Annotated in this window: 23 protein-coding genes; 14 read left to right on the top strand and 9 right to left on the bottom strand. The window is 66.9% G+C overall.

Annotated features, from left to right (window positions below; all coding sequences use genetic code 11):
* The first annotated feature begins 10 nt into the window (after positions 1 to 10).
* The 10 genes from lysS (at position 11) to AB0280_RS10265 (ending at position 10,864) form a co-directional block, all read left to right on the top strand.
* On the top strand, positions 11 to 1,549 hold the full coding sequence (gene lysS / locus AB0280_RS10310; RefSeq protein WP_366367188.1) for a lysine--tRNA ligase: 1,539 nt from the start codon (positions 11 to 13) through the stop codon (positions 1,547 to 1,549).
* Positions 1,550 to 1,551: 2 nt separating this feature from the next.
* Positions 1,552 to 1,728, top strand: coding sequence for a hypothetical protein (locus AB0280_RS10305; RefSeq protein WP_307492758.1), 177 nt, complete (start codon positions 1,552 to 1,554; stop codon positions 1,726 to 1,728).
* 139 nt (positions 1,729 to 1,867) lie between these two features.
* The gene (locus AB0280_RS10300; RefSeq protein ID WP_159634309.1) at positions 1,868 to 2,197 is read left to right on the top strand and encodes a histone-like nucleoid-structuring protein Lsr2; all 330 of its coding nucleotides are present in this window, start codon (positions 1,868 to 1,870) and stop codon (positions 2,195 to 2,197) included.
* A gap of 345 nt (positions 2,198 to 2,542) precedes the next feature.
* The gene (locus AB0280_RS10295; RefSeq protein ID WP_159634306.1) at positions 2,543 to 5,035 is read left to right on the top strand and encodes an ATP-dependent Clp protease ATP-binding subunit; all 2,493 of its coding nucleotides are present in this window, start codon (positions 2,543 to 2,545) and stop codon (positions 5,033 to 5,035) included.
* A 207-nt stretch (positions 5,036 to 5,242) separates the two neighbouring features.
* The gene (locus AB0280_RS10290; RefSeq protein WP_224024255.1) at positions 5,243 to 7,363 is read left to right on the top strand and encodes a S9 family peptidase; all 2,121 of its coding nucleotides are present in this window, start codon (positions 5,243 to 5,245) and stop codon (positions 7,361 to 7,363) included.
* A gap of 159 nt (positions 7,364 to 7,522) precedes the next feature.
* Entirely contained in the window at positions 7,523 to 8,032 is a 510-nt protein-coding gene (locus AB0280_RS10285; RefSeq protein WP_159634302.1) for an amino-acid N-acetyltransferase, read from the top strand.
* A gap of 249 nt (positions 8,033 to 8,281) precedes the next feature.
* Complete coding sequence (dhaK, locus tag AB0280_RS10280) at positions 8,282 to 9,283, top strand: dihydroxyacetone kinase subunit DhaK (protein ID WP_159634300.1); 1,002 nt, start codon at positions 8,282 to 8,284, stop codon at positions 9,281 to 9,283.
* 2 nt (positions 9,284 to 9,285) lie between these two features.
* Positions 9,286 to 9,918: a dihydroxyacetone kinase subunit DhaL gene (gene dhaL / locus AB0280_RS10275; protein ID WP_307492766.1), complete on the top strand. Its 633-nt coding sequence runs from the start codon at positions 9,286 to 9,288 to the stop codon at positions 9,916 to 9,918.
* Positions 9,915 to 10,655 (top strand): HPr family phosphocarrier protein, encoded by a 741-nt coding sequence (locus AB0280_RS10270; protein ID WP_366367185.1) that lies wholly within the window; start codon positions 9,915 to 9,917, stop codon positions 10,653 to 10,655. Before dhaL ends, AB0280_RS10270 begins: the two co-directional genes overlap by 4 nt.
* Before the next feature lie 35 nt (positions 10,656 to 10,690).
* Positions 10,691 to 10,864: a hypothetical protein gene (locus AB0280_RS10265; protein WP_366367183.1), complete on the top strand. Its 174-nt coding sequence runs from the start codon at positions 10,691 to 10,693 to the stop codon at positions 10,862 to 10,864.
* Here AB0280_RS10265 and AB0280_RS10260 read toward each other — a convergent pair.
* Genes AB0280_RS10260 through AB0280_RS10250 form a run of 3 tightly spaced genes read right to left on the bottom strand, consistent with a single transcriptional unit; the run spans position 10,861 to position 12,707 of the window.
* Positions 10,861 to 11,367 (bottom strand): hypothetical protein, encoded by a 507-nt coding sequence (locus AB0280_RS10260; RefSeq protein ID WP_366367181.1) that lies wholly within the window; start codon positions 11,365 to 11,367, stop codon positions 10,861 to 10,863. The genes AB0280_RS10265 and AB0280_RS10260 overlap by 4 nt on opposite strands.
* 29 nt (positions 11,368 to 11,396) lie before the next feature.
* Positions 11,397 to 11,828 carry a DUF3592 domain-containing protein gene (locus AB0280_RS10255; RefSeq protein ID WP_366367179.1) on the bottom strand — a complete coding sequence of 144 codons (432 nt, stop codon included), beginning with the start codon at positions 11,826 to 11,828 and terminating at the stop codon, positions 11,397 to 11,399.
* Positions 11,829 to 11,888: 60 nt separating this feature from the next.
* Positions 11,889 to 12,707: an A/G-specific adenine glycosylase gene (locus tag AB0280_RS10250; RefSeq protein ID WP_224024264.1), complete on the bottom strand. Its 819-nt coding sequence runs from the start codon at positions 12,705 to 12,707 to the stop codon at positions 11,889 to 11,891.
* Between the two features lie 274 nt (positions 12,708 to 12,981).
* Between AB0280_RS10250 and AB0280_RS10245 the strand changes: the two genes are divergently transcribed.
* Complete coding sequence (locus AB0280_RS10245; RefSeq protein WP_366367177.1) at positions 12,982 to 13,680, top strand: hypothetical protein; 699 nt, start codon at positions 12,982 to 12,984, stop codon at positions 13,678 to 13,680.
* Between the two features lie 96 nt (positions 13,681 to 13,776).
* Here the strand turns inward: AB0280_RS10245 and disA are convergent, their stop codons facing one another.
* The 3 genes from disA to AB0280_RS10230 all read right to left on the bottom strand — a co-directional run bounded on the left by disA (position 13,777) and on the right by AB0280_RS10230 (position 15,916).
* Entirely contained in the window at positions 13,777 to 14,853 is a 1,077-nt protein-coding gene (gene disA, locus AB0280_RS10240; RefSeq protein ID WP_159634285.1) for a DNA integrity scanning diadenylate cyclase DisA, read from the bottom strand.
* A gap of 248 nt (positions 14,854 to 15,101) precedes the next feature.
* Positions 15,102 to 15,602, bottom strand: a complete 501-nt coding sequence (locus AB0280_RS10235; RefSeq protein ID WP_366367175.1) for a 2'-5' RNA ligase family protein — start codon at positions 15,600 to 15,602, stop codon at positions 15,102 to 15,104.
* 83 nt (positions 15,603 to 15,685) lie between these two features.
* Positions 15,686 to 15,916, bottom strand: a complete 231-nt coding sequence (locus tag AB0280_RS10230) for a hypothetical protein (protein ID WP_366367174.1) — start codon at positions 15,914 to 15,916, stop codon at positions 15,686 to 15,688.
* A gap of 197 nt (positions 15,917 to 16,113) precedes the next feature.
* Here AB0280_RS10230 and AB0280_RS10225 point away from each other — a divergent pair, with 197 nt between their 5' ends.
* Positions 16,114 to 17,727, top strand: coding sequence for a peptide chain release factor 3 (locus AB0280_RS10225; protein WP_275181936.1), 1,614 nt, complete (start codon positions 16,114 to 16,116; stop codon positions 17,725 to 17,727).
* A 7-nt stretch (positions 17,728 to 17,734) separates the two neighbouring features.
* A complete protein-coding gene (locus tag AB0280_RS10220; RefSeq protein WP_366367173.1) occupies positions 17,735 to 18,964 on the top strand; it encodes a beta-ketoacyl-[acyl-carrier-protein] synthase family protein in 1,230 nt (409 codons plus the stop codon).
* 43 nt (positions 18,965 to 19,007) lie between these two features.
* On the opposite strand, the gene AB0280_RS10215 is transcribed toward AB0280_RS10220, so the two are convergent.
* The gene (locus AB0280_RS10215) at positions 19,008 to 19,496 is read right to left on the bottom strand and encodes an NUDIX domain-containing protein (protein WP_366367171.1); all 489 of its coding nucleotides are present in this window, start codon (positions 19,494 to 19,496) and stop codon (positions 19,008 to 19,010) included.
* A 119-nt stretch (positions 19,497 to 19,615) separates the two neighbouring features.
* Here AB0280_RS10215 and AB0280_RS10210 point away from each other — a divergent pair, with 119 nt between their 5' ends.
* On the top strand, positions 19,616 to 19,855 hold the full coding sequence (locus AB0280_RS10210) for a hypothetical protein (RefSeq protein WP_366367169.1): 240 nt from the start codon (positions 19,616 to 19,618) through the stop codon (positions 19,853 to 19,855).
* Positions 19,856 to 19,868: 13 nt separating this feature from the next.
* Here AB0280_RS10210 and AB0280_RS10205 read toward each other — a convergent pair whose 3' ends face one another.
* Together AB0280_RS10205 and radA are read right to left on the bottom strand one after the other, a co-directional pair.
* Positions 19,869 to 21,440: a HAMP domain-containing sensor histidine kinase gene (locus AB0280_RS10205; protein WP_366367168.1), complete on the bottom strand. Its 1,572-nt coding sequence runs from the start codon at positions 21,438 to 21,440 to the stop codon at positions 19,869 to 19,871.
* 235 nt (positions 21,441 to 21,675) lie between these two features.
* Positions 21,676 to 23,049 (bottom strand): DNA repair protein RadA, encoded by a 1,374-nt coding sequence (gene radA / locus AB0280_RS10200; RefSeq protein WP_159634258.1) that lies wholly within the window; start codon positions 23,047 to 23,049, stop codon positions 21,676 to 21,678.
* Positions 23,050 to 23,078 lie beyond the last annotated feature (29 nt).

The raw sequence follows: 23,078 nt of genomic DNA, 5'->3' as shown, positions 1-23,078 counted from the left end.
GGTAAACTTGATGATTGTGACTTCCCAAAACACCCCCGCGCCCAAGAATGCCCAAGAGCCCATCGACGCCAGCGAGCAGATGCGGATCCGCATGGAAAAGCGCGCCAAACTTCTTGAGCGCGGCACGGAGGCGTACCCCGTGGGAGTGGAACGCACGCACTCCCTGGCCGAGATCCGGGAAAAGTACGCCCACCTCGAGGCGGACGACACCACCGGCGACATCGTAGGCGTCACCGGCCGCGTGGTCTTTGTCCGCAACACCGGAAAGCTTTGCTTCGCCACCCTGCAGGAAGGCGGCACCGACGGTAAGGGAACGCGCCTGCAGGCCATGCTGAGCCTGGCCAACGTGGGCGAGGAAGCCCTCGCCGACTGGAAGGCCCTGGTTGACCTGGGTGACCACGTCTTCATCAAGGGCGAGGTCATCTCCTCCCGCCGCGGCGAACTGTCCATCATGGCCGAGTCCTGGTCCATGGCCTCCAAGGCACTGCGCCCGCTGCCCGTCCTGCACGCGGAACTCAACGAGGAAACCCGCGTCCGCCAGCGCTACGTTGACCTGATGGTCCGGGACGAGGCCCGCGAGATGGTCTACACCCGCGCGGCCATCACCCGGTCCATCCGCGAAACGCTGTTCCGGCACCGCTACGTGGAAGTGGAAACGCCCATCCTGAACCTGGTCCACGGCGGCGCCCTGGCGCGTCCGTTCGAGACCCACATGAACGCCTTCGACCAGAAGATGACCCTCCGCATCGCCACCGAGCTGTACCTCAAGCGCGCCGTGGTGGGCGGAATCGACCGCGTCTACGACATGGGCCGCGTGTTCCGCAACGAAGGCGTGGACTCCACCCACAGCCCCGAATTCACCACACTTGAGTGCTACGAGGCCTGGGCGGACCAGTTCGTCATGGCCGAGCGGATCAAGGAAATCATCCTCGACGCCGCGGACGCCGTGGGTGCCGGACGCGTCCTGCAGACCGAGGCGGGGGAGATCAACCTCGACGGCGAGTGGACCTGGCTGGCCGTCTACCCCGGACTTTCCGACGCCGTTGGGCAGGAAATCACCCCGGACACCTCCGCTGAGGTGCTTAGGGAGCTTGCAGCCAAGCATGACGTCAAGGTGGATTCCAAGTGGGACGCCGAGAAGCTGGCAGTGGAGCTCTTCGGTGAAATCGTGGAGCCCACCCTGCTGAACCCCACCTTCGTCTACGACTACCCGCCCTCCGCGCAGCCGCTGGCCCGCCCGCACCGCGAGGACGGCCGCCTCATCGAAGCCTGGGACCTCATCATCGGCGGCATGGAGCGCGGCACCGCCTTCTCCGAACTGATCGACCCCGTCATCCAGCGCGAACGGCTCACCGAACAGTCCCTGCACGCCGCTGCCGGCGACGTCGAGGCCATGCAGCTTGACGAGGACTTCCTGCGCGCCCTCGAATACGGCGCTCCTCCCATGGGCGGCATCGGCCTGGGCATCGACCGGCTGGTGATGCTCTTCACCGGAGCCGGCATCCGCGAAACCATCCTGTTCCCCCTGCTGAAGCCCGAAGGGCACTGACCATGGAATACGTAGCAGTCATTCTTCCCTCCCTCGTGGTGGGCCTGCTTTTCTGGTTCGCCATGAAAGCAATCTTCAACGCGGACAAGGCAGAGCGGCAGGCGGAAGCCCGAGCCCAGGCCGAAGCGGATTCCCTCCCGGTGCAGCCCACGGAGCAACCGGGTTCGGAATCCAAATAGATAAACCCCCTGCTTTCCGGTTTTATCCCCAAGGAACCATTAGGCGCTTTGACGCGTTGCCAAGATAAGAGTCATACTTTTTTATGGGAAACATCCTGCTTTTCTGAAAACCGAACTTTCCAGCAAGAGGAAGACCTAAATGGCACAGAAAGTAAACATCATCCTCGTTGATGATCTGGATGGGGGATCCGCAGACGAGAATGTTAAGTTTGGCCTCGACGGGGTCAACTATGAGATTGACCTGTCGGCAGCCAATGCCGCTGAACTCCGGTCTTCATTGGAGAGGTTCACCACCGCCGCGCGCAAGGCATCCGGAGGCCGCGTCCAGCGGGCCAAGGCAGCCACGGGTGGCCGCAGCCACGACTCGGCGCAAATCCGGCAATGGGCGCGGGATAACGGCTACACCGTTAACAGCCGCGGCCGAATTCAGGCCGAAATCCAGGAAGCCTACCAAAAGGCAAATTCCTAGGACTGCCTTTAGCTCCGCCGAAACCCCGCTACCGCCACCCGGCGGGGCGGGGTTTTTCATTTTCAGTAATTACTGCTACGCAAGGCCTTCGCACAGGGTCCTTTGGCCCAATTGTGCCGTTGCGCATGAACGGGTGCTGCCAGCCATTATTCGCTTGGCCGTGAGCGCTCCGGCCGGCGCCTTTGACCAGGGCTGCCCCGTCTTTGCTGGCCCGGTCCACGGGGCCGCGACTGGCCGCCGCCGTTATTCCCGCAAGGGGCGCGGTTTCCCCTGTGGCGAACACGCTCCACAACTCAGGGGCGGCCACGTAGCATCAAAGTACGTCGTAGCTAGGAGTGTGGCGAAATGTTTGAGCGATTTACGGACCGTGCCCGTCGCGTAGTTGTGCTTGCCCAAGAAGAGGCACGCATGCTGAACCACAATTACATCGGTACCGAACACATCCTCTTGGGTCTGATCCATGAGGGTGAGGGCGTTGCCGCCAAAGCTCTTGAGTCTTTGAGCATTTCGCTCGACGGCGTTCGCGAGCAGGTGCAGGAGATCATCGGACAGGGCCAGCAGGCTCCCTCCGGCCACATCCCCTTCACCCCCCGTGCCAAGAAGGTACTGGAGCTCTCGCTGCGCGAAGCCCTCCAGCTGGGCCACAACTACATCGGCACGGAGCACATCCTGCTCGGCCTCATCCGCGAGGGTGAAGGCGTTGCCGCACAGGTTCTGGTCAAGCTCGGCGCCGACCTCAACCGGGTCCGCCAGCAGGTCATCCAGCTCCTCTCCGGCTACCAGGGCAAGGAAACCACCGGCGCAGGCGTCGGCGGCGGACAGCCTGAAGGTGCCCCTGCCGGTTCCGTGGTCCTGGACCAGTTCGGCCGCAACCTGACCCAGGCTGCGCGCGAGAACAAGCTGGACCCGGTCATCGGCCGTGAGCAGGAGATGGAACGCGTCATGCAGGTCCTTTCCCGCCGCACCAAGAACAACCCGGTCCTCATTGGTGAGCCCGGCGTCGGCAAGACCGCCGTCGTCGAGGGCCTGGCCCAGGCGATCGTGCGCGGCGACGTCCCGGAGACCATCCGCGACAAGCAGCTGTACACCCTGGACCTCGGTTCCCTGGTGGCAGGCTCCCGCTACCGCGGTGACTTCGAAGAGCGCCTGAAGAAGGTCCTCAAGGAGATCCGCACCCGCGGCGACATCATCCTGTTCATCGATGAAATCCACACCCTGGTGGGTGCTGGTGCCGCCGAAGGCGCCATCGACGCAGCCTCGATCCTGAAGCCCATGCTGGCCCGCGGCGAGCTGCAGACCATCGGTGCCACCACGCTGGATGAGTACCGCAAGCACATCGAGAAGGACGCCGCGCTGGAGCGCCGCTTCCAGCCGATCCAGGTCAAGGAACCCTCCGTGGCCCACGCCATCGAGATCCTCAAGGGCCTGCGCGACCGGTACGAGGCACACCACCGCGTCACCATCACCGACGGCGCCCTGGCCTCCGCTGCCAGCCTGGCCGAGCGCTACATCTCGGACCGCTTCCTGCCGGACAAGGCGATCGACCTGATCGACGAAGCCGGTGCACGCCTGCGCATCCGCCGCATGACCGCTCCGCCGGAGCTCAAGGCCATGGACGAGCGCATCGCCAAGCTGAAGATGGAGAAGGAATCCGCCATCGACGCCCAGGACTTCGAAGGTGCAGCTTCGCTCCGCGACAAGGAGCAGAAGATGATCTCCGAGCGGGCGGAGAAGGAGCGCCACTGGAAGTCCGGCGGCATGGATGACATCTCCGAGGTGGATGAGGATCTCATCGCCGAGGTGCTGGCCAACTCCACCGGCATCCCCGTCTTCAAGCTGACCGAGGAAGAGTCCTCGCGCCTGCTCAAGATGGAAGAGGAACTGCACAAGCGCGTGGTGGGCCAGGACGAGGCCATCAAGGCACTGTCCCAGGCGATCCGCCGCACCCGTGCAGGGCTGAAGGACCCCAAGCGCCCCGGTGGCTCGTTCATCTTCGCCGGCCCCACCGGCGTCGGCAAGACCGAGCTCGCCAAGGCACTCGCGGAGTTCCTGTTCGGTGAAGAGGACGCCCTCATCACGCTGGACATGTCCGAGTACTCCGAGAAGCACACCGTTTCGCGGCTCTTCGGTGCCCCTCCGGGCTACGTGGGCTACGAAGAGGGTGGCCAGCTGACCGAGAAGGTCCGCCGCCGTCCGTTCTCCGTGGTGCTGTTCGACGAAGTGGAGAAGGCCCACGCGGACCTCTTCAACTCACTGCTGCAGATCCTGGAAGACGGCCGCCTGACCGACTCCCAGGGCCGCGTGGTGGACTTCAAGAACACCGTGATCATCATGACCACCAACCTGGGTACCCGGGACATCTCCAAGAGCGTTGCCACCGGGTTCCAGTCCGGCACCGACACGCAGACCGGCTACAACCGCATGCGTGCCCGTGTCACGGAGGAACTGAAGCAGCACTTCCGCCCCGAGTTCCTGAACCGTGTTGACGACGTCGTGGTGTTCCCGCAGCTCACGCAGGACGAGATCATCGAGATCGTGGACCTGTTCGTGACCCGCCTGGAGAAGCGCCTCAAGGACAAGGACATGGGCATCGAGCTCACCAAGGCCGCCAAGGTGCTCCTCGCTACCCGCGGCTACGATCCCGCCATGGGTGCCCGGCCGCTGCGCCGCACCATCCAGCGCGAGATCGAGGACCAGCTCTCCGAGAAGATCCTCTTCGGCGAGATCCACACCGGCGACATCGTCGTGGTGGATGTCGAAGGCGAAGGCGACGACGCGAAGTTCACCTTCGCCGGCAACGCCAAGCCGCGCATCCCGGAAATCGCCCCGAGCGTCTAAGCGCCACAGCCAAAGCCCCGCCACTCCCACAAGGAGCGGCGGGGCTTTCGCTTTGCCGCCTCTCGCCCGGCACAGGCGGCCCGTACCCGCATAACCGGTGGTGTCCGGCAACGGTTATGCGGGCCAGGGCCGTCCATAGCGTTGGGCTGTCCGTGGAACTGAGAGTGGCGGCTGTGCTCCAGGCCACAAAGCGTGTTGAATCGGGGCATGGCTAATCAGAATCCGGCGATCCCGGACGAGCAACCACTGACCCCTTTCCACGACCTCGACCACTACCTGTCCATCCCGCGGGTAAGCGGCCTCGCCCTGAGCCCGGACGGCTCCCGCCTGGTGACCACCGTCGCCACCCTGAACGGAAAGGGCACCGAGTTTGCCACCGCCCTGTGGGAGCTGGACCCGGCCGGCCAGAAGCACGCCCGGCGCATCACCCGCAGCGCCAAGGGCGAAGCAGGCGCGGCTTTCGCCGCGAACGGCGACGTCTACTTCACGTCCGCGCGCCCCGACCCGGACAGCCCCGATGAAGAGGCGGTCAATGCACTGTGGCTCCTTCCAGCAGACGGTGGGGAAGCCCGCGTGGTCCTCAGCCGGCCCGGCGGCGTCAGCAAGGTGATGACCGCCAGGAACGCTGATGCGGCATTCGTGGCAGCCGAGGTACTGGCAGGGTCGGCCGATGAGGAGGACGACGCCGAACGGCGCAAATCCCGCAAGGACAGGAAGGTCTCCGCCATCCTGCACAGCGAATACCCGGTCCGCTACTGGGACGCCGACCTTGGCCCCGGCCAGCCGCGGATCTTCGCCGTGGAAGCCGGGGCAGACAAGGGGCCCGGCAAGCCCACAACCGTTGACGCCACAGCTCCCCTGGTCCTGCGCAACCTCACGCCCGACGCCGGCCCGCGGCTGAGGGAGGCCGAGACAGTGGTCAGCCCCGACGGGAAGACCGTCTACAGCAGCTTCACCAAACCCCTCGCCAAGGCGGACAGCCGCTCCGTCCTGGTGGCGGTGGATGTGGCATCGGGCAGCCTCAAAGTGCTCCTGGACCAGGAGGGCATGAGCTATTTCCCGGGTCCGGTCAGCCCGGACGGCAAGACCCTGGTGGTGATCAGTGAAAGCGACTCCACCCCGCAGCAGGCTCCAGAGGTCAGGATGCACCTCCTGGACGTCTCCGGGGGAGCAGGGGAGCCCGGCGGCCTCCAGCCACTGGCCCATGACTGGGACCGCTGGCCCAGGCCGGCAGCGTGGCTTCCGGACGGTTCCGCCCTTCTGGTCACGGCGGACGACGACGGCGCGGCGCCGGTCTTCCGGGTCAGCGTTCCGGCGGCTGCCGCCGAGGTGGGTGTTGCCCGGGTGACGCAGGACGCGGCGGCCTACTCCGACGTCGTTGTTTCGCCGGAGGGGCGCTATGCCTACGCGCTGCGCAGCTCCTACGAATTCCCGCCCGAAGCTGTGCGGATCGATGTGGCCACCGGGGAAACCACCCGGCTTCCAGCCCCTGCCGACCGGCCGTCCCGCCCGGGCCGGCTGGAACGGATCGCCGCCACGGCTCCGGACGGCTCCCGGGTTCCGGCCTACCTTGCCCTGCCCGAGGGCGCATCAGCAGAGGAGCCCGCGCCGATGCTGCTCTGGATCCACGGCGGCCCCCTGGGATCCTGGAACGCCTGGACCTGGCGGTGGAATCCCTGGCTCCTGACGGCGAAGGGCTACGCGGTGCTGCTCCCGGACCCGGCATTGTCCACGGGCTACGGCCAGGCCTTCATCCAGCGCGGCTGGGGTGCCTGGGGCAAGGCGCCGTTCACCGACCTCATGGCCGTCACGGACGCGGCGGTGGAGCGGTCGGACATTGATGAGGCCCGGACTGCTGCGATGGGCGGCTCCTTCGGCGGGTACATGGCCAACTGGGTGGCGGGCAACACGGACCGGTTCAAGGCCGTGGTCACCCACGCCAGCCTTTGGGCGCTGGACCAGTTCGGACCCACCACGGATGCCTCGCAGTACTGGCTGAAGGAAATGACCGAAGAGATGGCGCTGGAGAATTCACCGCACCTGCACGCCGGGAAGATCAGTTCGCCCATGCTGGTGATCCATGGCGACAAGGACTACAGGGTGCCCATCGGGGAGGGCCTGCGGCTCTGGTACGAGCTGCTGTCCAAGTCGCGGCTGGCGGCAGACCAGGACGGGCAGACCCCTCACAGGTTCCTCTACTTCCCGGACGAGAACCACTGGGTCCTCCAGCCGCAGCACGCCAAGGTCTGGTACCAGGTGGTGGAGTGGTTCCTGGCGAAGAACGTCCTGGGCAAGGAGACCGAGCTGCCGGCCGAGCTGGGGCTGTAATTTCCCGCCAACAGGCGCAAGGCGTCGATCGCCGGGGAAGATTGCGAGGCGAAGGGGGCTGGGGCATTTACGTAGCGTGCGTCTAAGCGAGGAACGAGCGAGCACGCGGTATATGCCGCAGTCCCCGAGCCGGAAGCCTTCGCCTCGTAGGATTGCCTTGTGACCGACTCCTTCCGCATCCGCCCAGCACGCACCAGCGACGTCCCCGCCATCAAGAAGCTGGTGGCGCCCCTGGCCGAGGAACGCATCCTCATGGCGAAGGAGACGGTGGCCTACTACGAGAGCCTGCAGGAGTTCCGCATCGCCGAGTCGAGCGACGGAGAAATGATCGGCTGCGGGGCGCTGCACGTCATGTGGGAGGACCTGGCTGAAATCCGCACCCTCGCGGCCTCCGGGCAATGGCGTGGCAAGGGCGTGGGCCACGTCCTGGTGGAGAGCTTGCTGGAGGAGGCCCGCGCCCTCGGCGTGTCCCGGGTCTTCTGCCTTACCTTCGAGGTGGACTTCTTCAAACGCCACGGGTTCGAGGTGATGGCGGACCAGTCCGCAGTGGACCCGGAAGTGTATTCGGAGCTTCTGCGTTCGCACGACGAAGGTGTGGCTGAATTCCTGGACCTGGCGCGGGTCAAGCCGAACACCTTGGGCAACACCCGGATGATCCGCACCCTTTAGGCAGCCCTGGGGCCGCCCGAGGCATACCCCTCTTGGTTTTACTCGAATTGATGGATAAACTACTGGAGGCCGATATGTGGGGGGCCTCAGGGAAGGGACAGTCATTGGGGGCTGTCCCTTTGCTGCGTCCGGGACCCGCCGCCGGCGGACGCGGCCAGAAAACCCGGGCCGGAGGAACCTACCGCCACCTGCGATCCCGGTAGTAGGGTCGGAAACACATCCTTCAGGAGCACAGCCAGGAGCACCGCCATGAAGAAACTCATCAACGATCCAAAAGCCGTTGTCCAGGAAGCTGTCCAGGGCTTTGGCCTGGCACACGCCGGACTTGTCACCGTCAGCGAAGACCCCATCTACATCACGCGCAAGGACGCGCCAGTGGCAGGCAAGGTGGGGCTGGTTTCAGGCGGCGGCAGCGGGCATGAGCCGCTGCATGCCGGCTATGTAGGGCGGGGAATGCTCGACGCCGCGGTGCCCGGGGCGGTGTTCACCTCACCTACCCCGGACCAGATCCTTCCCGCCACCCTCGCAGTCAACTCCGGTGCCGGCGTCGTGCATATCGTCAAGAACTACACCGGGGACGTCCTGAACTTCGAGACCGCCGGCGAACTGGCCGAGGCTGAGGGCGTAAGCGTCCGGACCGTACTGGTCAACGACGACGTCGCGGTGGAGGACTCGCTGTACACCGCCGGCCGCCGGGGAGTGGGCGGCACCGTGCTCGTGGAGAAGATCGCCGGCGCCGCTGCCGAGCGTGGTGATGGCCTGGACGCCGTGGCCGCCATCGGCGAACGGGTCAACGCCAACGTCCGGACCATGGGTGTTGCGCTGTCAGCCTGCACTGTGCCGCATGCCGGCACGCCAAGCTTCGACCTCGCCGAGGATGAGATCGAGATCGGGATCGGCATCCACGGCGAACCCGGCAGGCACCGGATCCCCATGGAAAATGCGGACAGCATCACCAACCGCCTGCTGGAACCCGTCCTGGCCGACCTCAAGATCAGTTCCGGCGACAAAGTACTGCTGTTCGTCAACGGCATGGGCGGCACCCCGCTGAGCGAGCTCTACATCGTGTACCGGCGGGCGGTGCAGGTGTTGGCGGATGCCGGCGCCACGGTGGAACGTTCGCTGGTGGGCAACTACATCACGGCGCTGGAAATGCAGGGATGTTCCATCTCCGTCCTCCGGCTCGACGACGAGCTCACCGAACTCTGGGACGCCCCCGTGCACACCCCCGCCCTGCGCTGGGGCGTGTAGCCGTGGTGCTGGATGCCAACTGGGCCGTCAAGTGGCTGACCTTGTGCGCGCAGGCCATGGCTGAACACCGCGTTGAACTTATCGAACTGGACCGTGCCATCGGGGATTCGGACCACGGCGAGAACATGGACCGCGGCTTCCAGGCGGTCCTTGCCAAGCTCGGTGAATCCGCGCCCGAAACGCCGGGGGCGGCGCTGAAGATGACAGCCATGACGCTGATGTCCAAGGTAGGCGGCGCGGCCGGCCCGCTCTACGGGACAGCGTTCCTTCGCGCCGCCACCGCTCTGGGTGATTCCGCCGAGATTGACCCCGTTGCCTGGGCCGGCGCCCTGGAGGCCGCCAGGGACGGCATCGTGGCGCGCGGCAAGGCGGAATCCGGGGACAAGACCATGGTGGATGCGTGGACGCCGGCAGTTGATGCCGCCCGCGCCGCAGCCGACGGCGGCAGCAACGATGTGCTGGGCGTCCTGGTGGCAGCCGCTGAGGCAGCGGAGGCTGGGGCGGTGGCCACCGACCCGATGGTGGCACGGAAAGGCCGCGCGAGCTATCTTGGCGAACGCAGTGCGGGCCACCGTGACCCGGGAGCAGTGTCCAGCGCGTTGATCCTGCGTGCTGCCGTTGGGGCGGCTGCGTGACTGTCAGCATCGTGGTGGTGTCGCACAGCGAAAAAATTGCCGACGGCGCCGTGGAGCTTGCCGCCCAAATGGCGCCGGATGTAGTCATCCTGCCAGCCGGGGGCACCGACGATGGCAGGATCGGCACCAGCCTGGAGAAAGTCCTCGCCGCCCTGGAAAAGGCCGGGGGACAGGCTGGCGGTGGAACGTCCGGGCAGGCCGGCGGGGATGGCGCCGGGGCAACTGGCACCGTGGTCCTGACAGACCTGGGATCAGCCGTGATGACCGCGGAATCGGCGCTCGAGTTTTTGGAGAATCCCGCCGGTGTCCTGCTTGCCGACGCGCCGCTGGTGGAAGGCCTGGTGGCCGCGGCCGTCGCCGCGCAAGGTGGTGCGGACGTCCATGCGGTCCTCAAAGCGGCCGAAGGCGTGCGCGGTCCGGCGCGCGAACCGGAGCGGGGCGGGGCGGGAGCCGAACACGAGCCTGTCAGCAGCGCCCCGCCGGACTTCACGGGCGACTTTGAGCTGGTGAACCAGGCCGGCATGCATGCCAGGCCTGCTGCGAAAGTGGCAGGGGGCCTGGCTTCGCTCGACGCCGAGGTCACCATCAACGGCGTGGACGGTGCGTCCATGACCGGATTGATGACCCTGGGCGCGGTCAAGGGCACCGTGCTGCACGTGGAAGCGTGGGGCGCGGATGCTGAACGGGCTGTGGAGTATGTCGGCGGCCTGGTGGAGGCCGGCTTCGGCGAGCCCTGAGCTCCCTGGCCGTTCCTGGGAATAAGCTCGATGGCATGGAACGGCCGCTTGCAGACAACACCCCGGAAATCGAAGTGCTGGACGGCCAAATCTCTGTGGAGGAACTGCTCGCCGAACTGGGCTTCAAGTGGAGCGCTGAACCGGTGGGCAGCGGCGCCGCGGCCGGAGCTTCCGACGACGGGACCTTCACCCAGCCGGCGCTTTTCTAGCCCCGCGGCTTTTGGGATGCCGGCTGCTGATGCAGCCCGTCGCCGTCCAGCGTAAGTGATGCCGACAGGAACTTCCCGCACTGCTCACCGAACGGGTACAGCGCCTGAGGGCGGAACTCCAAGGTGCGGACGGCCAGCGCTGTCCCGTCAGGAGCTGTGCCGGAAGCGGTCACCGTCATAAGTGATTCCGTCAGGGTCTCCAGCATCAGCGTGGCCACCTTGGTGCGGTCGGGAGAAGCCGTGGCCGAGCAGGCGCCCTCTTTCGTGCACCCCTGGTCCACGGAGGAGCTGCCGGGGCGGAGTTCGACGCCGGACTCTTTGCAGGTGCCGTCCTGGCACGCCCGCAGATGCAGCGTCTGCACCTGGGAGGAGTAGCCGGCGGTGACTGTCACGGCCACGGAGGTGGCCTGCGCAATCGCCGGGCAGGCGCTGCCGCCGGGCCCGCAGGCGGAAAGGCACACCGCAGCCATCCCCAATGCCACCAGCATTCCGGGCTTGTGCATGCCTTCAGGCTACCGCGCCGGCGGCACACTCAGCCCATTGGAAAAACGCCGATGAACCAGAACGAGGCGACGGCGAAGACCGCGAAAAATGCGATCAGGCAGCCCATGGCCGTGCGCGGCTCCGAGGACACCTGAAGTGATTCGTTGGGGTTCGCCGGGTTGTAGGCCACCTCGATCAGCGAACCGGGAACGGGCTGCTCCACCCCGGAGATTTCGGACTTGCCCATGAAGAGGGTGCCCTGAGGATCCGTGAACTGGTACGTGGGGAAGTAGCGGAGGTTCCGGTTGGAGCCGCCCACGCCGCTGGTCCACCCGGTTGCGCTGCCGGTGACGGTTGCCTGCGCCTTGGGCCAGGATGCCATCTGTTGTTCCTGCCGCTTGGTCCGGCGCGACTCATGGAGCAGCGAAAATATCGCCGCGGCAACAAACAGTGCCCAGACGATGTACAGAATGGTCTTCATGGCTTCCCCCGGTTCCGGTCACCAAGAAGTATGCCATCCCGGGCCCGCGCCGCCGGTGGGTCAGGCAGGAAGCCGGTAGCCGCCGTCGTGCATCTCTGCCAGCCCGTCCGCCAGCAGCCCCGCCAGCGCCCGCTCCAGCTGTTCAGGGGCGGAGTTGAGCCGGTGCAGCGCGGCCAGCGGCACCCCGATTCCTTCCGGGGCGAAGCCAAGGTCGGCAGGTTCACGCTCGAACATGTCCGGCGGCACGGGCGAGTCCGCCAGCCTGAGCACGGCCAGCACGGCGCCGCGGACCTGGCGGTCGGTGCCGTGCCAAGCCTGCCCCTTGGGAACGTACGACGGCGGGGGCTCACCCGCCGCCAGCCACGCGCAGGAATCTTTGACCGGGCAGGCAGCGCACTTCGGCGCCCTGGCCGTGCACACCAAAGCCCCAAGCTCCATGACCGCAGCGTTCCAGCGCACGGAAGTTTCGTCGTCGTCCGGCAGCAGGGCGGCGGCCAGGCGCATCTCCGCCGCGGTCAGCGCCGGGGCGGGAAGCGCGACGCCGGAGACCAGCCGGGCGTGCACCCTGCGGATGTTGGTGTCCACCACTGTTTCCCGGCGGCCGTACGCGAACGCTGCCACTGCGGCGGCGGTGTAGCTGCCCACCCCGGGAAGGGCCAGCAGCTCGGCGTGGGTGTCCGGGACCCTGCCGCCATGGTCCTGCACGATCGCCGTGGCTGCGGCGTGCAGCCGAAGCGCGCGGCGGGGGTAGCCCAGCCGGCCCCACGAGCGGACGGCTTCCCCTGCCGGTTCGCCCGCCAGGCCGGCCGGGGTGGGCCAGCGCTTAAGCCACTCATGCCAGACCGGAAGCACCCGGACCACGGGGGTTTGCTGCAGCATGATCTCGCTGACCAGGACGCCCCACGCGGAGCAGTCCGGTTCGCGCCAGGGCAGGTCACGGGCAATGCCGGCGAACCAGCCGTTGATCCGGTGGTGGAGCAGCTCCAGGTTTGCGGGGTCCGCCGGAGCGTGCTTTGCGGGGGAGGTTTGAGTGTCGATGCCAACACTGTAATGGAAGGGGTCCGGCGGGCCGAAAACCGGTTGTGACCAGCGCGATGGGCCTGCGGCGGCGTGGTGGCAGTGCAGATCCGGCGGGTTTCCCTAGCCTAGGAGGATGGGCAGGCAAGGCAATTCATCAGCGCGCGGCACGGCATCGGGTTTCAGCAGCGTCCGGAAGCCCAGCGCCGCTGTGTACCGCCGCCGACGGATGGTTGTCGGTGGTGCGCTCCTGCTGGTGATCGCGCTGGTGGCGGGCGGGTTCGCGCTCGCCGCAGCCTTCACGGGCGGGTCCCAAAAGGCATCCTCCACCCAGCCTTCGTCCACCGAAACCGCTTCGAACCCGGCCGCATCCCCGTCTGCTGCCGCCACGCCCTCCGCCTCCGCGGCGTCCGCCACGCCGTCGCCCACGGCCCCGGCGACGCCCACCTGCAACCAGAACCTGGTGACTGTCTCGGCCGCCACGGACAAACCCGCCTACGGCCCGGGGGAAAACCCGCTGCTCACCCTGAAAGTGACCAATGGCGGCACCGTGCCCTGTGAGGTCAACATCGGAACCTCCCAGATGGAGTTCCTGGTGACCAGTGGCTCTGACCGGATCTTTTCTTCGAAGGACTGCCAGGCCTCCAGCGAGGACCTGGTGAAGGTGATTGCGCCCGGTGCCAGCGAAACCGCCAACTTCCCGTGGAGCCGTAACCGCAGCGCCGATGGCTGCAAGGCCGTTGCTGCGGCCCCCGGCGGCGGCGGGGCGTACTACATCTTCACCGCCAAGCTGGGTTCCCGGGCCAGCCCCAAGGCCGTCTTCCAGCTGAACTGAGCTGGCTCTTCATCGATTGCTGCGTAACTGTCGTTTTCAGGCTTCATAACGACAACTACGGAGCACTCGATGAGCGGGTGTCCCACGGATGGGAATTTAGAGGAAGCGGTCCAGGAGGCTGGCCTCTGCCATGCGGCTGAGGCCTTCGCGGACAGTGCGGGCGCGCTGGTCGCCGATCCCGTCAACGGTCATGAGGTCATCAATGGTGGCGGCCATGAGGTATTGCAGGCCCCCGAAATGGTCCACCAGGCGGTCCGCCACGGCCTTGGGGACTGCCTTGAGGCCGGACAGCAGCCGGTAGCCGCGGGGCTGGACCACCGCGTCGAGATTGGCTTCGCCGCCCGCAAACCCCACAATCGCGGAGATCTTGCCAAGGTCGATCAGTTCCGTGGGGCCCAGGCTGACAAGTTCGTGGACGGCCTTGTCGATGTCGTCCGCGGAGGCATTGGGGCTGGCGTAGTCACGGATAATCACGTCGCTGCCGGGGCCCCTGCCCACGGTGAGTTCGTCGAGCTGCAGGGAGAGGAGCCTGCCGTCCTCGCCCAGTTCCAGCACATACTGCGAGATTTCCTCGGAGATGCGGCGGACCATTTCCTGCCGCTGGAGGGTCACGGCCACGTCCCGCACCGTCACCATCGCCTCGATTTCCAGCGCAGACAGCGAACTGGTGACCTGGTCCAGCCGGGCGCGGTAGCGCTCCAGGGTGGCCAGGGCCTGGTTGGCGCGGGCAAGAACGTTCTCCGAGCCCTCCAGGACGTGGCGGAGGCCGTTGACGTAAAGGGCAATGATTTGCATGGATTGGCTGACGGAGATCACCGGGACCCCGGTCTGCTTGGCCACCCGTTCCGCGGTGCGGTGGCGGGTGCCTGACTCCTGGGTTTCGATGCTTGAGTCCGGGACCAGCTGGACCGCCGCGCGCAGGATGTTGCCCGCGTCCTTGTCGCAGATGATGGCACCGTCCATCTTGGCCAGTTCCCGCAGCCGGGTGGGCGAGAACTCGATGCCGATATCGAATCCGCCGGAACAGATGGAATCGATGGTGCGGTCGGAGCCCAGGACGATCAGTGCGCCGGTCCGCCCGCGGAGGATCCGTTCCAGGCCGTCCCGAAGCGGTGTTCCGGGTGCAACCCTGCCCAGAGTGGCCTTCAGCGACTCTTCGGGGCTCCGCGCCATAGGTGTTTCCCTTCAAAGGTGCGGACCGCCGCCCGCAGGAATGCCGGCATCTGCAGGTGGCCGGCAGGATCAAAAAAGTGCTCTGATTCCCGCAAGCTCAATGATAGGGGTAAGAAGCCCAAGTTCCGCACGGGCAAGCCCCAAAGTGCCCCATTAGGGGGTAACCGGACAGGCCGTAAAAGTGCCCCCTGGATGTCATGCGGGGCAGGCACTTTCGCTCCGTTCAGCCGCGGTTCCTGCCGCCCGGCTCAGGCAGCCCCTGCCAGGAGCGTGACCGTTTTGGTGCTGCTGTCCCACAGCCGGGCTGCCGTACAGCGGCCCTCCACGCGAAGGTCCAGCAGGTCCATGGCCGTCCCGAGTTGATGGCCGGGGATGCGGCGGGAGATGGTGACGTGCGGCGTCCATGCCCCCGGCAGGGTGAGCGGCAGTGCACCTGCAAGCCCTTGGTGCAGGTGGCGGTGCAGATCCAGCAGGGGAGCGGCCAACAGGACAGACCGGGCCAGCACGTACCTGCCGGCTCCGGCGGGAAAGATGATGGCGCCGGAAAGGATCATGTCCAGGGGAAGCGCCTGCCAGGGTCCTTCCTGGCCGGCCTGCAGGTCCGCTCCTGCGGCAAGCGTGATGTGTGGACTGTTGCTGGGTGAGGTGTGCGCTGCCAGGCTGGGCAGGCCGGCGGCTTCGAGGCGCGCCCAGTCGGCCCTGATAAGGGCGTCCGTGCGGTCATCAAAGACCAGTTCGATGCTGCGCATAAGCACATCATGCCGTTACCCGCTGCCCCTTTCCGCGACGTGGTGTGCGCGCCGGGAAAGCCGGGCCGCGGCCGCGGGGTGTTTCAGCGCCTGCGCTCCCTGAGCATCCGCTCCAGATCCCTGCTGACTTTCGAGAGGGACGCGGCCCGCAGCGCCTTGTGTTCCGCCGCCGTCTGGACGCCCCGTTTCCGCAGCGGGGCGGAGGGAATGGCTCCGCCGGGCCCCTGCGCGCCCGCACCAGCCGGGCCGGCGGCCAGGTTGGTGGCCAGCGGATCAAAGAAAAGGTTCCCGGAGAAAGTGGCGCCATGCATCATGCGCCTAAGCTAATCGTCCGGCATTTCGCGGCTTTGAACGGCCGGTTTCGCCTGCGTTAAGCGCAGCCCATGCCGGTTTGCCGCCCTGCGATAAACTTGTACTTTGGCCGTTTGCCAATCCTGATTCCCCGCCCTCGAGTCGCAGCGCAGAACCCGAATGGCCCCTGGGCAGCCACAACCGCAGCGAAAGTAGCACCGTGTCCCAAGATGTCCTGACCCCCGCCCGGATCTCCGAGATTCACAAGCAGGCGGGCCGCCGCAGGACCTTCGCCGTCATCTCCCACCCGGACGCCGGTAAGTCCACGCTCACCGAGGCGCTGGCCCTGCACGCAAAGGTGATCGGCACCGCGGGTGCCTCCAGCGGCAAGGCCAACCGGAAGGAAACGGTCTCGGACTGGATGCAGATGGAGAAGGACCGCGGCATCTCCATCAGCTCCGCAGCCCTGCAGTTCTCCTACCGGGACACTGTCATCAACCTCCTGGACACCCCCGGCCACGCCGACTTCTCCGAGGACACCTACCGCGTGCTCGCAGCCGTGGACTGTGCCGTGATGCTGGTGGACGCCGCCAAGGGCCTGGAAACCCAGACCATGAAGCTCTTCGAGGTCTGCAAGCAGCGCAACCTGCCCATCATCACGGTCATCAACAAGTGGGACCGGCCGGGCCTGGACGCCCTGGCGCTGATGGATGAGATCACCGAACGCACCGGACTGCAGCCCATGCCGCTGACCTGGGCCGTGGGTATCTCCGGCGACTTCCGGGGCGTGTGGGACCTGCGGAATGACCGCTTCGCCCGGTTCCAGCGCAACAACGCCGGCGCGCAGATCGCCATCACCGAATACTTCACGCCGGAGGAAGCCGCCGAGAGCCAGGGCAGCAACTGGTCCGACGCCGTGGACGAGGCAGGCCTGGTGATCGAGTCCAACCTCGAGTTCGACGTTGAAGCCTTCCACGCGGGAAAGGCCACCCCCATCCTGTTCAGCTCCGCCGCACTGAACTTCGGCGTCAAGGAGCTGCTGGACGCCCTGGTGGACTTCGCTCCGCCGGCGTCCCCGCGCCCCGACGTGGACGGTGCGGCCCGCCCGGTTGAGTCGCCGTTTTCCGGCTTCGTCTTCAAGGTGCAGGCCGGCATGAACAAGGCGCACCGCGACCACGTGGCCTTCATCCGGGTCTGCTCAGGCGTCTTCGAGCGCGGCATGGTGGTCACCCAGACCCGCACCGGCAAGTCCTTCGCCACCAAGTACGCACAGCAGGTGTTCGGCCGGGAACGCGAAGTCATCGACGAGGCGTATCCCGGCGACGTGGTGGGGCTGGTCAACGCGTCATCACTGCGCGTAGGCGACAGCCTGTTCCTTGAAGAACCGGTGGAATACCCGGCCATCCCGCTGTTCGCCCCCGAGCACTTCCAGGTGGCCCGGTCCAAGGACCCCAGCAAGTTCAAGCAGTTCCGCCGCGGCATCGAGCAGCTTGAGCACGAGGGCGTCATCCAGGTGCTCCGCTCCGACGTCCGCGGCGACCAGGCGCCGGTGCTCGCCGCCGTCGGGCCCATGCAGTTCGAAGTGGTGGAGGACCGCATGGCCCACGACTTCAGCGCCCCCATGCGCCTGGAACGCCTGCCCTACTCGCTGGCCAGGATTTCGACGGCGGACGCCATGCCCGCGCTGGCCAACGTACCGGGTGCGGAGGTGCTTTTGCGGTCCGACGGCGAATACCTCGCCTTGTTCAACGACGTCTGGGCGCTCCGGCGGATCGAGAAGAACCATCCGGACCTGACACTCGTGCCCATCGGCACGCACAACCCGGCGAAGTAAGGCATCCGTGAACACTCCTGCACCCCGCGCCGTCGTCACCGGTGCCGGCACCATCAACCCGCTCGGCACCACGGTCAAGGAGACCTGGGAGGCCCTGCTTGAGGGGCGCTCCGGGATCACCGCCCTGCACCAGGACTGGGCGGAGCAGCTGCCGGTCAAAATTGCCGGGCAAATTACTGCCGACCTTTCGGAGCACCTCAGCACCCGCGAAATCAAGCGGATGGACCGTTGCGGCCAGCTCGCCCTGGTCGCTGCCCGTGAGGCGTGGACGCAGGCCGGGAGCCCCGACGTTGACCCCGAGCGGTTCGCGGTGGTGATCGGTTCCGCATACGGCGGCCTGGGTTCCACCATCGAGCAGGACCGCACGCTGAACCAGTCCGGGCCGCGGAAGGTTTCCCCGCACACCCTCACCCGGCTGATGGCCAACGGTCCCGCCGCCTGGGTCTCCATCGACCTTGGCGCCCGCGGCGGCGCACGGACGCCGGTCAGCGCCTGCGCCTCCGGGGCTGAGGCGATTGTCCAGGCAGCCGAGCTGATCCGCTCCGGTGCCGCCGACGTCGTTATTGCCGGCGGCGTCGATGCCTCCGTCAATGACCTGGTGATCAGCGGCTTCGCGCAGATCCGTGCACTGTCCACCCGTTCGGATGACCCGCAGCGGGCCGCGCGCCCGTTCGACGGCGGCCGGGACGGGTTTGTGCTCGCCGAGGGAGCCGCGGTGGTGGTACTGGAGAGCGAAGAGCACGCCCGTGCCCGCGGCGCCGTCATCCTTGGTGCCGTCGCCGGGGGAGCGGTGACCTCCGATGCCAACGACATCGTGGCGGCAGATCCTGCGATGCAGCGCCGCGTCATGCAGAAGGCGCTGGACTCGGCCGGGATGGAACCGGCGGCGATTGGGTTTGTCCACGCCCACGCCACGTCCACCCCCGTGGGTGACCGGCTGGAAGGCCAGGCGATCAATGCCGTCTTCGGCGCCTCCGTACCGGTGACGTCCACGAAGGGGCACACCGGCCACCTGCTGGGCGGCGCCGGCGCGCTGGCCGCCGTCGTGGTCCTCGAAGCCCTCCGCACCGGCCACCTTCCCGGGACGCTGAACGTGGAGGCACTGGACCCGGAAGTGGACCTCAACGTCGTCACCGAAAACACCCACCAGCTTCCGCCCGGGTATGCCCAGGCGGGACTGGTGAATGCGTTCGGCTTCGGCGGGCACAGCGTGGCTCTGGTCCTCACCGGCGCGTAGCCAAACGCTGGAACGCCGATGCAGCAGCGCGTTAAGCGGGGGTCTAGCTGGCCGCCATGTCCTCAACCAGTGCATCGAGGATGGGCAGCTGGCCCTTGACGAGTTTGAGCCGGGCCTCCTGCTCAGGGAACCAGCGGGCGTCGTCGATCTCGGGGTAGTGCTGGATTTTGCCGGACCCCTTGGGCCATTCCAGCGGAAAAGTGTTGCTGTTGATCGCCTCCGGGGCGAACTCAGCCTGTGCCGCGTAGGCGGTGATGAGCTTTCCCGAGGACTGCCGGAACTCGCCGAGCACCCGGTACTCAGCCTCCGGGGCCGCAGTCCCCATCTCCTCTGCGAACTCCCGCAGTGCAGCAGCCAGCGGGTCCTCGCCGTCGGCGTACTCACCCTTGGGAATGGACCAGGCGTGCGTGTCCTTGCGTACCCAAAACGGACCGCCCATGTGGGCTATCCATACCTGCAGCCCGTCCGGGACGCCGCCGGGGGTGGCCGGGGCCTGCCGGTACAGCAGGATGCCTGCGCTTCGAATGGGCATTGGGTCTCCGGATCGTCAGGAAGTGCAGTTGCCGTCCGCCGTTAACGTGGAGTTCACGGCGCTGCTCTAGGTTATTCCTTCAGGCACCCTGCCAGGCACTCCGCTCGAAAGGAGCACTCATGGCCAACATTGCTGAGGTTTTGGGACGGCTCAGCCCGGAAGAAGTGGAAGAACTCCGCAGCCTTGGTCCCCAGGGCCACCTGCCGCGGCATCTGGTGGATGCCCTGGACCGCGCGGCCGGGGGAACGGGGTCGGGCCGCGGGTACTACGTTGCCAACGGCAATGTGAGCGCCACCGGCGGCCCGCTGCTGGTGCTGCGCAGCGACGTCTCCAGCTGGCTGGCCGGCGCCGCTTCCTGACTGCCCGGAGCTGTCAGCGTAACGGCAGGATGAAGGTCGCAGTGGTGCCCACGCCGGGCTCACTGTCCAGGCTGATGGATCCACCGTGGCCTTCAACGATGGTCTTGCTGACGGGCAACCCCAGGCCCGCGCCCGGGATGGCCGTTTCCCGCGACCGGGCCGAGCGGAAGAACTTGGTGAATGCCTGTTCCTGCTCTTCCTCGGTCATTCCCACGCCCGTATCGGTGACGGAACAGACCAGGCCCACATCGGTCCTGACGGCCCCGGCAGTGATGAGGCCGCCGCTGGGGGAGTACTTGATGGCGTTCGAGAGCAGGTTCCTGACCACCTGGCCGATTCGCTCCGGATCCACCCTTGCCGGCAGCGGCTGCTCCACGTCAAGGACCAGCTGCAGCCCGTTGCCGGCGGCCTTGGGGAGTGCGGCATCCACCTCCAGCGCCAGCAGCCGGGCCAGGTCCGTTTCCTCCAGCGACAGGTCCATCCGCTCGGATGCCACAGCGATCAGGTCATTGACCAGGCTCAGCAGGTGTTCCGAGTTCCGGCGCACCACCAAAAGCTCCTCCCGGATGTCCTCATGCCCGGGTTCGTCCAGGACCAGTTCCAGGTAGCCCAGGATGGACGTGAGCGGTGTCCGCAGCTCGTGCGAGACCGTGGCAACGAAGTCGTCCTTGGCCGCCAGCGCGCTGACCAGGGTGGTGACGTCCACAAAGGTGATGACGGCACCACCTTCCTGGCCGCCTGCGGGAGGGAAACCGTGCGAGCTCACGGAGTAGGCCCGCTGGCGGTCTGCGGGGCCGGCCCAATACAACTCGTCCGTGAAGGCATCGCCGGCTGCGGCCCGGGCTGCGGGAAGCAGGCCTGACGGCACCGGTGTACAGCGGTCCGCCAGCATCAGCGTGCCCGGCCCTTCGGCAGGGCCCATCACGCCGCCGAGGGCGGGGTCCGTGCGCATCGCCCTGTTGGCCAGCACGGTGTGGCCCCGGGTGTCCACCACCCAGACGCCCACCCCAACGGCCTTCAGCACTGCATCAAGCAGGGCCTGCCGGCGGACGCTTTCCGCCAGCGTGCGGGCCAGATCCTGTTCGTTTTCAACAAGCCTGACGCGATGGCGGCGGATGGTGGTGGCCACCACGTGGGCGGTCACCGCGATGACAGACATGACCAGGGGAAGGATGAGGGTGCGGATCATGGATCCCCCGGCCGGGGACGAGCCCTGCACGGCAGCGGGAACAACGATGCTGAGGACCGTCCCAGCAATGGCCAGGGCCGGCGTGTACGGCCGGACCTGGGCAGAGAGCCAGATGACGGGAAATACCAGCATTACGCTCAGCACGCTGAAGGTAGGTCCACCCGCCTGCCGGGTGAGCCCGATGGCGATGCAATCCATCAGCGGGATCACGGCAAACGTCGCCGCCGGGATCCGGGCCCAGGGCGTGGCCACACACAAGGCGGCGATTGCAAGATGGAACAGCAGGGCTGCCATAAAGAGCTTGCTGTTGAATGTCTCTGGGCTGAAGACGGCCGTGGCAACCACCACGAGGACCATGGCCAACGTGACCGGCGATTGACTGGCGACCACCCGCATACGGGGACTAAGGCCCGCCAACAGGCCATCTAGTCGGTCGGACACCACCGGCTGTACCTGCGCCCTGCGTTCATGGTTCACCGCACTGGCGGTGCCCTGCTTTTCCCCGATTACCACGCTGCCCCCAGCACAGAAATGTAAGCCTCCGTCTGCGAGAAGGTTCTGGACTTAGAGTACCCGCCGGGAACCAGTGCTCTGCCCGCTGCCCCCGCACCCGGCCCCCGGAAGCAGGCTGCTAGCCAATCAGGAGGCTGAGCGCCTCCGTGAGGTGCTCCACTTCACGCACCGAGAATCCCGCCGGCACGGGACCGGGCCCGGTGTGGCTGGCCGGAACCACGGCGTGGGTGAATCCCAGCCGGTGGGCTTCCTGGATGCGCTGGTTGATGCCCGGTACGGGCCGGACCTCGCCTGCCAGCCCCACCTCGCCGAAAGCAATAAGCCGGATGGGCAATGGCTTGCGGGCCTTGGCCGAGGCCACGGCAAGGGCCACCGCTAGGTCCGTGGCCGGTTCACTGAGCTTCACCCCGCCCACGGTGGCAACGTAGGAATCATCCTTGTGCAGCATGGTCCCTGCGCGCTGCTGCAGCACGGCCAACAGCATGGACACGCGTGAACTGTCCAGGCCGCTGGTGGCGCGGCGGGGCTGCGAGTTGGGGCTTTCGGCGAGCAGCGACTGCACTTCCGCCAGCAGCGGGCGGCGCCCCTCCATGGTGACGGTGATGCAGGTCCCGGAAACCGGGTCCTTGGTGCGGCTGACGAACAGCCCGCTGGGATCGGCCAGTCCCTCGATGCCGTTCTCATTGAGGTCGAAGCAGCCAACGTCGTCGGTGGGCCCGTACCGGTTCTTCACGGCGCGGAGCAGCCGCAGCCGGGAGTGCCGCTCGCCCTCGAACTGGCACACCACATCCACCAGGTGCTCCAGCAGGCGGGGTCCGGCAATGGAACCGTCCTTGGTAACGTGCCCCACCAGCAGGGTGGTCATGTTCCGCCGCTTGGCGGCCGCGATGATGGAGGCGGCCACCTCGCGGACCTGCGACACGCCGCCCGCGCTGCCGTCAACATCGGCGCTGCTGAGCGTCTGCACCGAGTCCACGATCAGCAGCCGCGGCTCGATCTTCTCCACCTGGCCCAGGGCCTGGCCGAGGTCCGTCTCCGCGGACAGGTACAGGGATTCGGCGACGGCGTCGATCCGTTCGGCCCGCAGTTTGACCTGGGCGGCCGATTCCTCGCCAGTGACATAGAGGACGTCCTGGGCGGTGCGGGCGAACTTGGCAGCGACGTCCAGCAGCAGCGTGGATTTGCCGACGCCGGGTTCGCCGGCCAGCAGGATGACGGCGCCCGGAACCAGGCCGCCGCCCAACACCCGGTCCAGTTCGTCCACGCCGGTGGGCAGGAAAGCCGCCGTGGTGGCATCGACGTCGGCAATCCGGCGCGCGGGCTCCGCGACTGTCGTGGCCGCCGTCGTCCGTGCCACGGCAGTGCCCGTTTCCTCCACCGTGCCCCACGCCTGGCACTCGCCGCAGCGGCCCACCCACTTGGCCGTGGTCCAGCCGCACTCGGCGCATTTGTACGCGGGCGCCTTGGACGCCCGGGAAGTCTTTGTTGCCATGCGTCCAACCCTAACGGCGGGCACCAACA

The sequence above is a fragment of the Pseudarthrobacter sp. 902506025 genome, from assembly GCF_040702325.1.
Taxonomy (GTDB): domain Bacteria; phylum Actinomycetota; class Actinomycetes; order Actinomycetales; family Micrococcaceae; genus Arthrobacter.
The sequence above is the reverse complement of the archived record's forward strand: the minus strand, read 5'-3'. Positions and strand labels throughout refer to the sequence as shown.

Bases quoted from the DNA above. Each gene is read 5' to 3' on its own strand.
- AB0280_RS10205 (WP_366367168.1), bottom strand. From the start codon at position 21,440: ATGCGGGTGGTCGCCAGTCAATCGCCGGTCACGTTGGCCATGGTCCTC.
- lysS (WP_366367188.1), top strand. From the start codon at position 11: ATGATTGTGACTTCCCAAAACACCCCCGCGCCCAAGAATGCCCAAGAG.
- AB0280_RS10250 (WP_224024264.1), bottom strand. From the start codon at position 12,707: ATGCTGCAGCAAACCCCCGTGGTCCGGGTGCTTCCGGTCTGGCATGAG.
- AB0280_RS10260 (WP_366367181.1), bottom strand. From the start codon at position 11,367: ATGCACAAGCCCGGAATGCTGGTGGCATTGGGGATGGCTGCGGTGTGC.
- AB0280_RS10290 (WP_224024255.1), top strand. From the start codon at position 5,243: ATGGCTAATCAGAATCCGGCGATCCCGGACGAGCAACCACTGACCCCT.
- disA (WP_159634285.1), bottom strand. From the start codon at position 14,853: ATGGCGCGGAGCCCCGAAGAGTCGCTGAAGGCCACTCTGGGCAGGGTT.
- radA (WP_159634258.1), bottom strand. From the start codon at position 23,049: ATGGCAACAAAGACTTCCCGGGCGTCCAAGGCGCCCGCGTACAAATGC.
- AB0280_RS10265 (WP_366367183.1), top strand. From the start codon at position 10,691: ATGGAACGGCCGCTTGCAGACAACACCCCGGAAATCGAAGTGCTGGAC.
- AB0280_RS10295 (WP_159634306.1), top strand. From the start codon at position 2,543: ATGTTTGAGCGATTTACGGACCGTGCCCGTCGCGTAGTTGTGCTTGCC.
- dhaK (WP_159634300.1), top strand. From the start codon at position 8,282: ATGAAGAAACTCATCAACGATCCAAAAGCCGTTGTCCAGGAAGCTGTC.
- AB0280_RS10230 (WP_366367174.1), bottom strand. From the start codon at position 15,916: ATGATGCATGGCGCCACTTTCTCCGGGAACCTTTTCTTTGATCCGCTG.
- AB0280_RS10245 (WP_366367177.1), top strand. From the start codon at position 12,982: ATGGGCAGGCAAGGCAATTCATCAGCGCGCGGCACGGCATCGGGTTTC.
- AB0280_RS10235 (WP_366367175.1), bottom strand. From the start codon at position 15,602: ATGCGCAGCATCGAACTGGTCTTTGATGACCGCACGGACGCCCTTATC.
- AB0280_RS10255 (WP_366367179.1), bottom strand. From the start codon at position 11,828: ATGAAGACCATTCTGTACATCGTCTGGGCACTGTTTGTTGCCGCGGCG.
- AB0280_RS10300 (WP_159634309.1), top strand. From the start codon at position 1,868: ATGGCACAGAAAGTAAACATCATCCTCGTTGATGATCTGGATGGGGGA.
- AB0280_RS10210 (WP_366367169.1), top strand. From the start codon at position 19,616: ATGGCCAACATTGCTGAGGTTTTGGGACGGCTCAGCCCGGAAGAAGTG.
- AB0280_RS10305 (WP_307492758.1), top strand. From the start codon at position 1,552: ATGGAATACGTAGCAGTCATTCTTCCCTCCCTCGTGGTGGGCCTGCTT.
- AB0280_RS10215 (WP_366367171.1), bottom strand. From the start codon at position 19,496: ATGCCCATTCGAAGCGCAGGCATCCTGCTGTACCGGCAGGCCCCGGCC.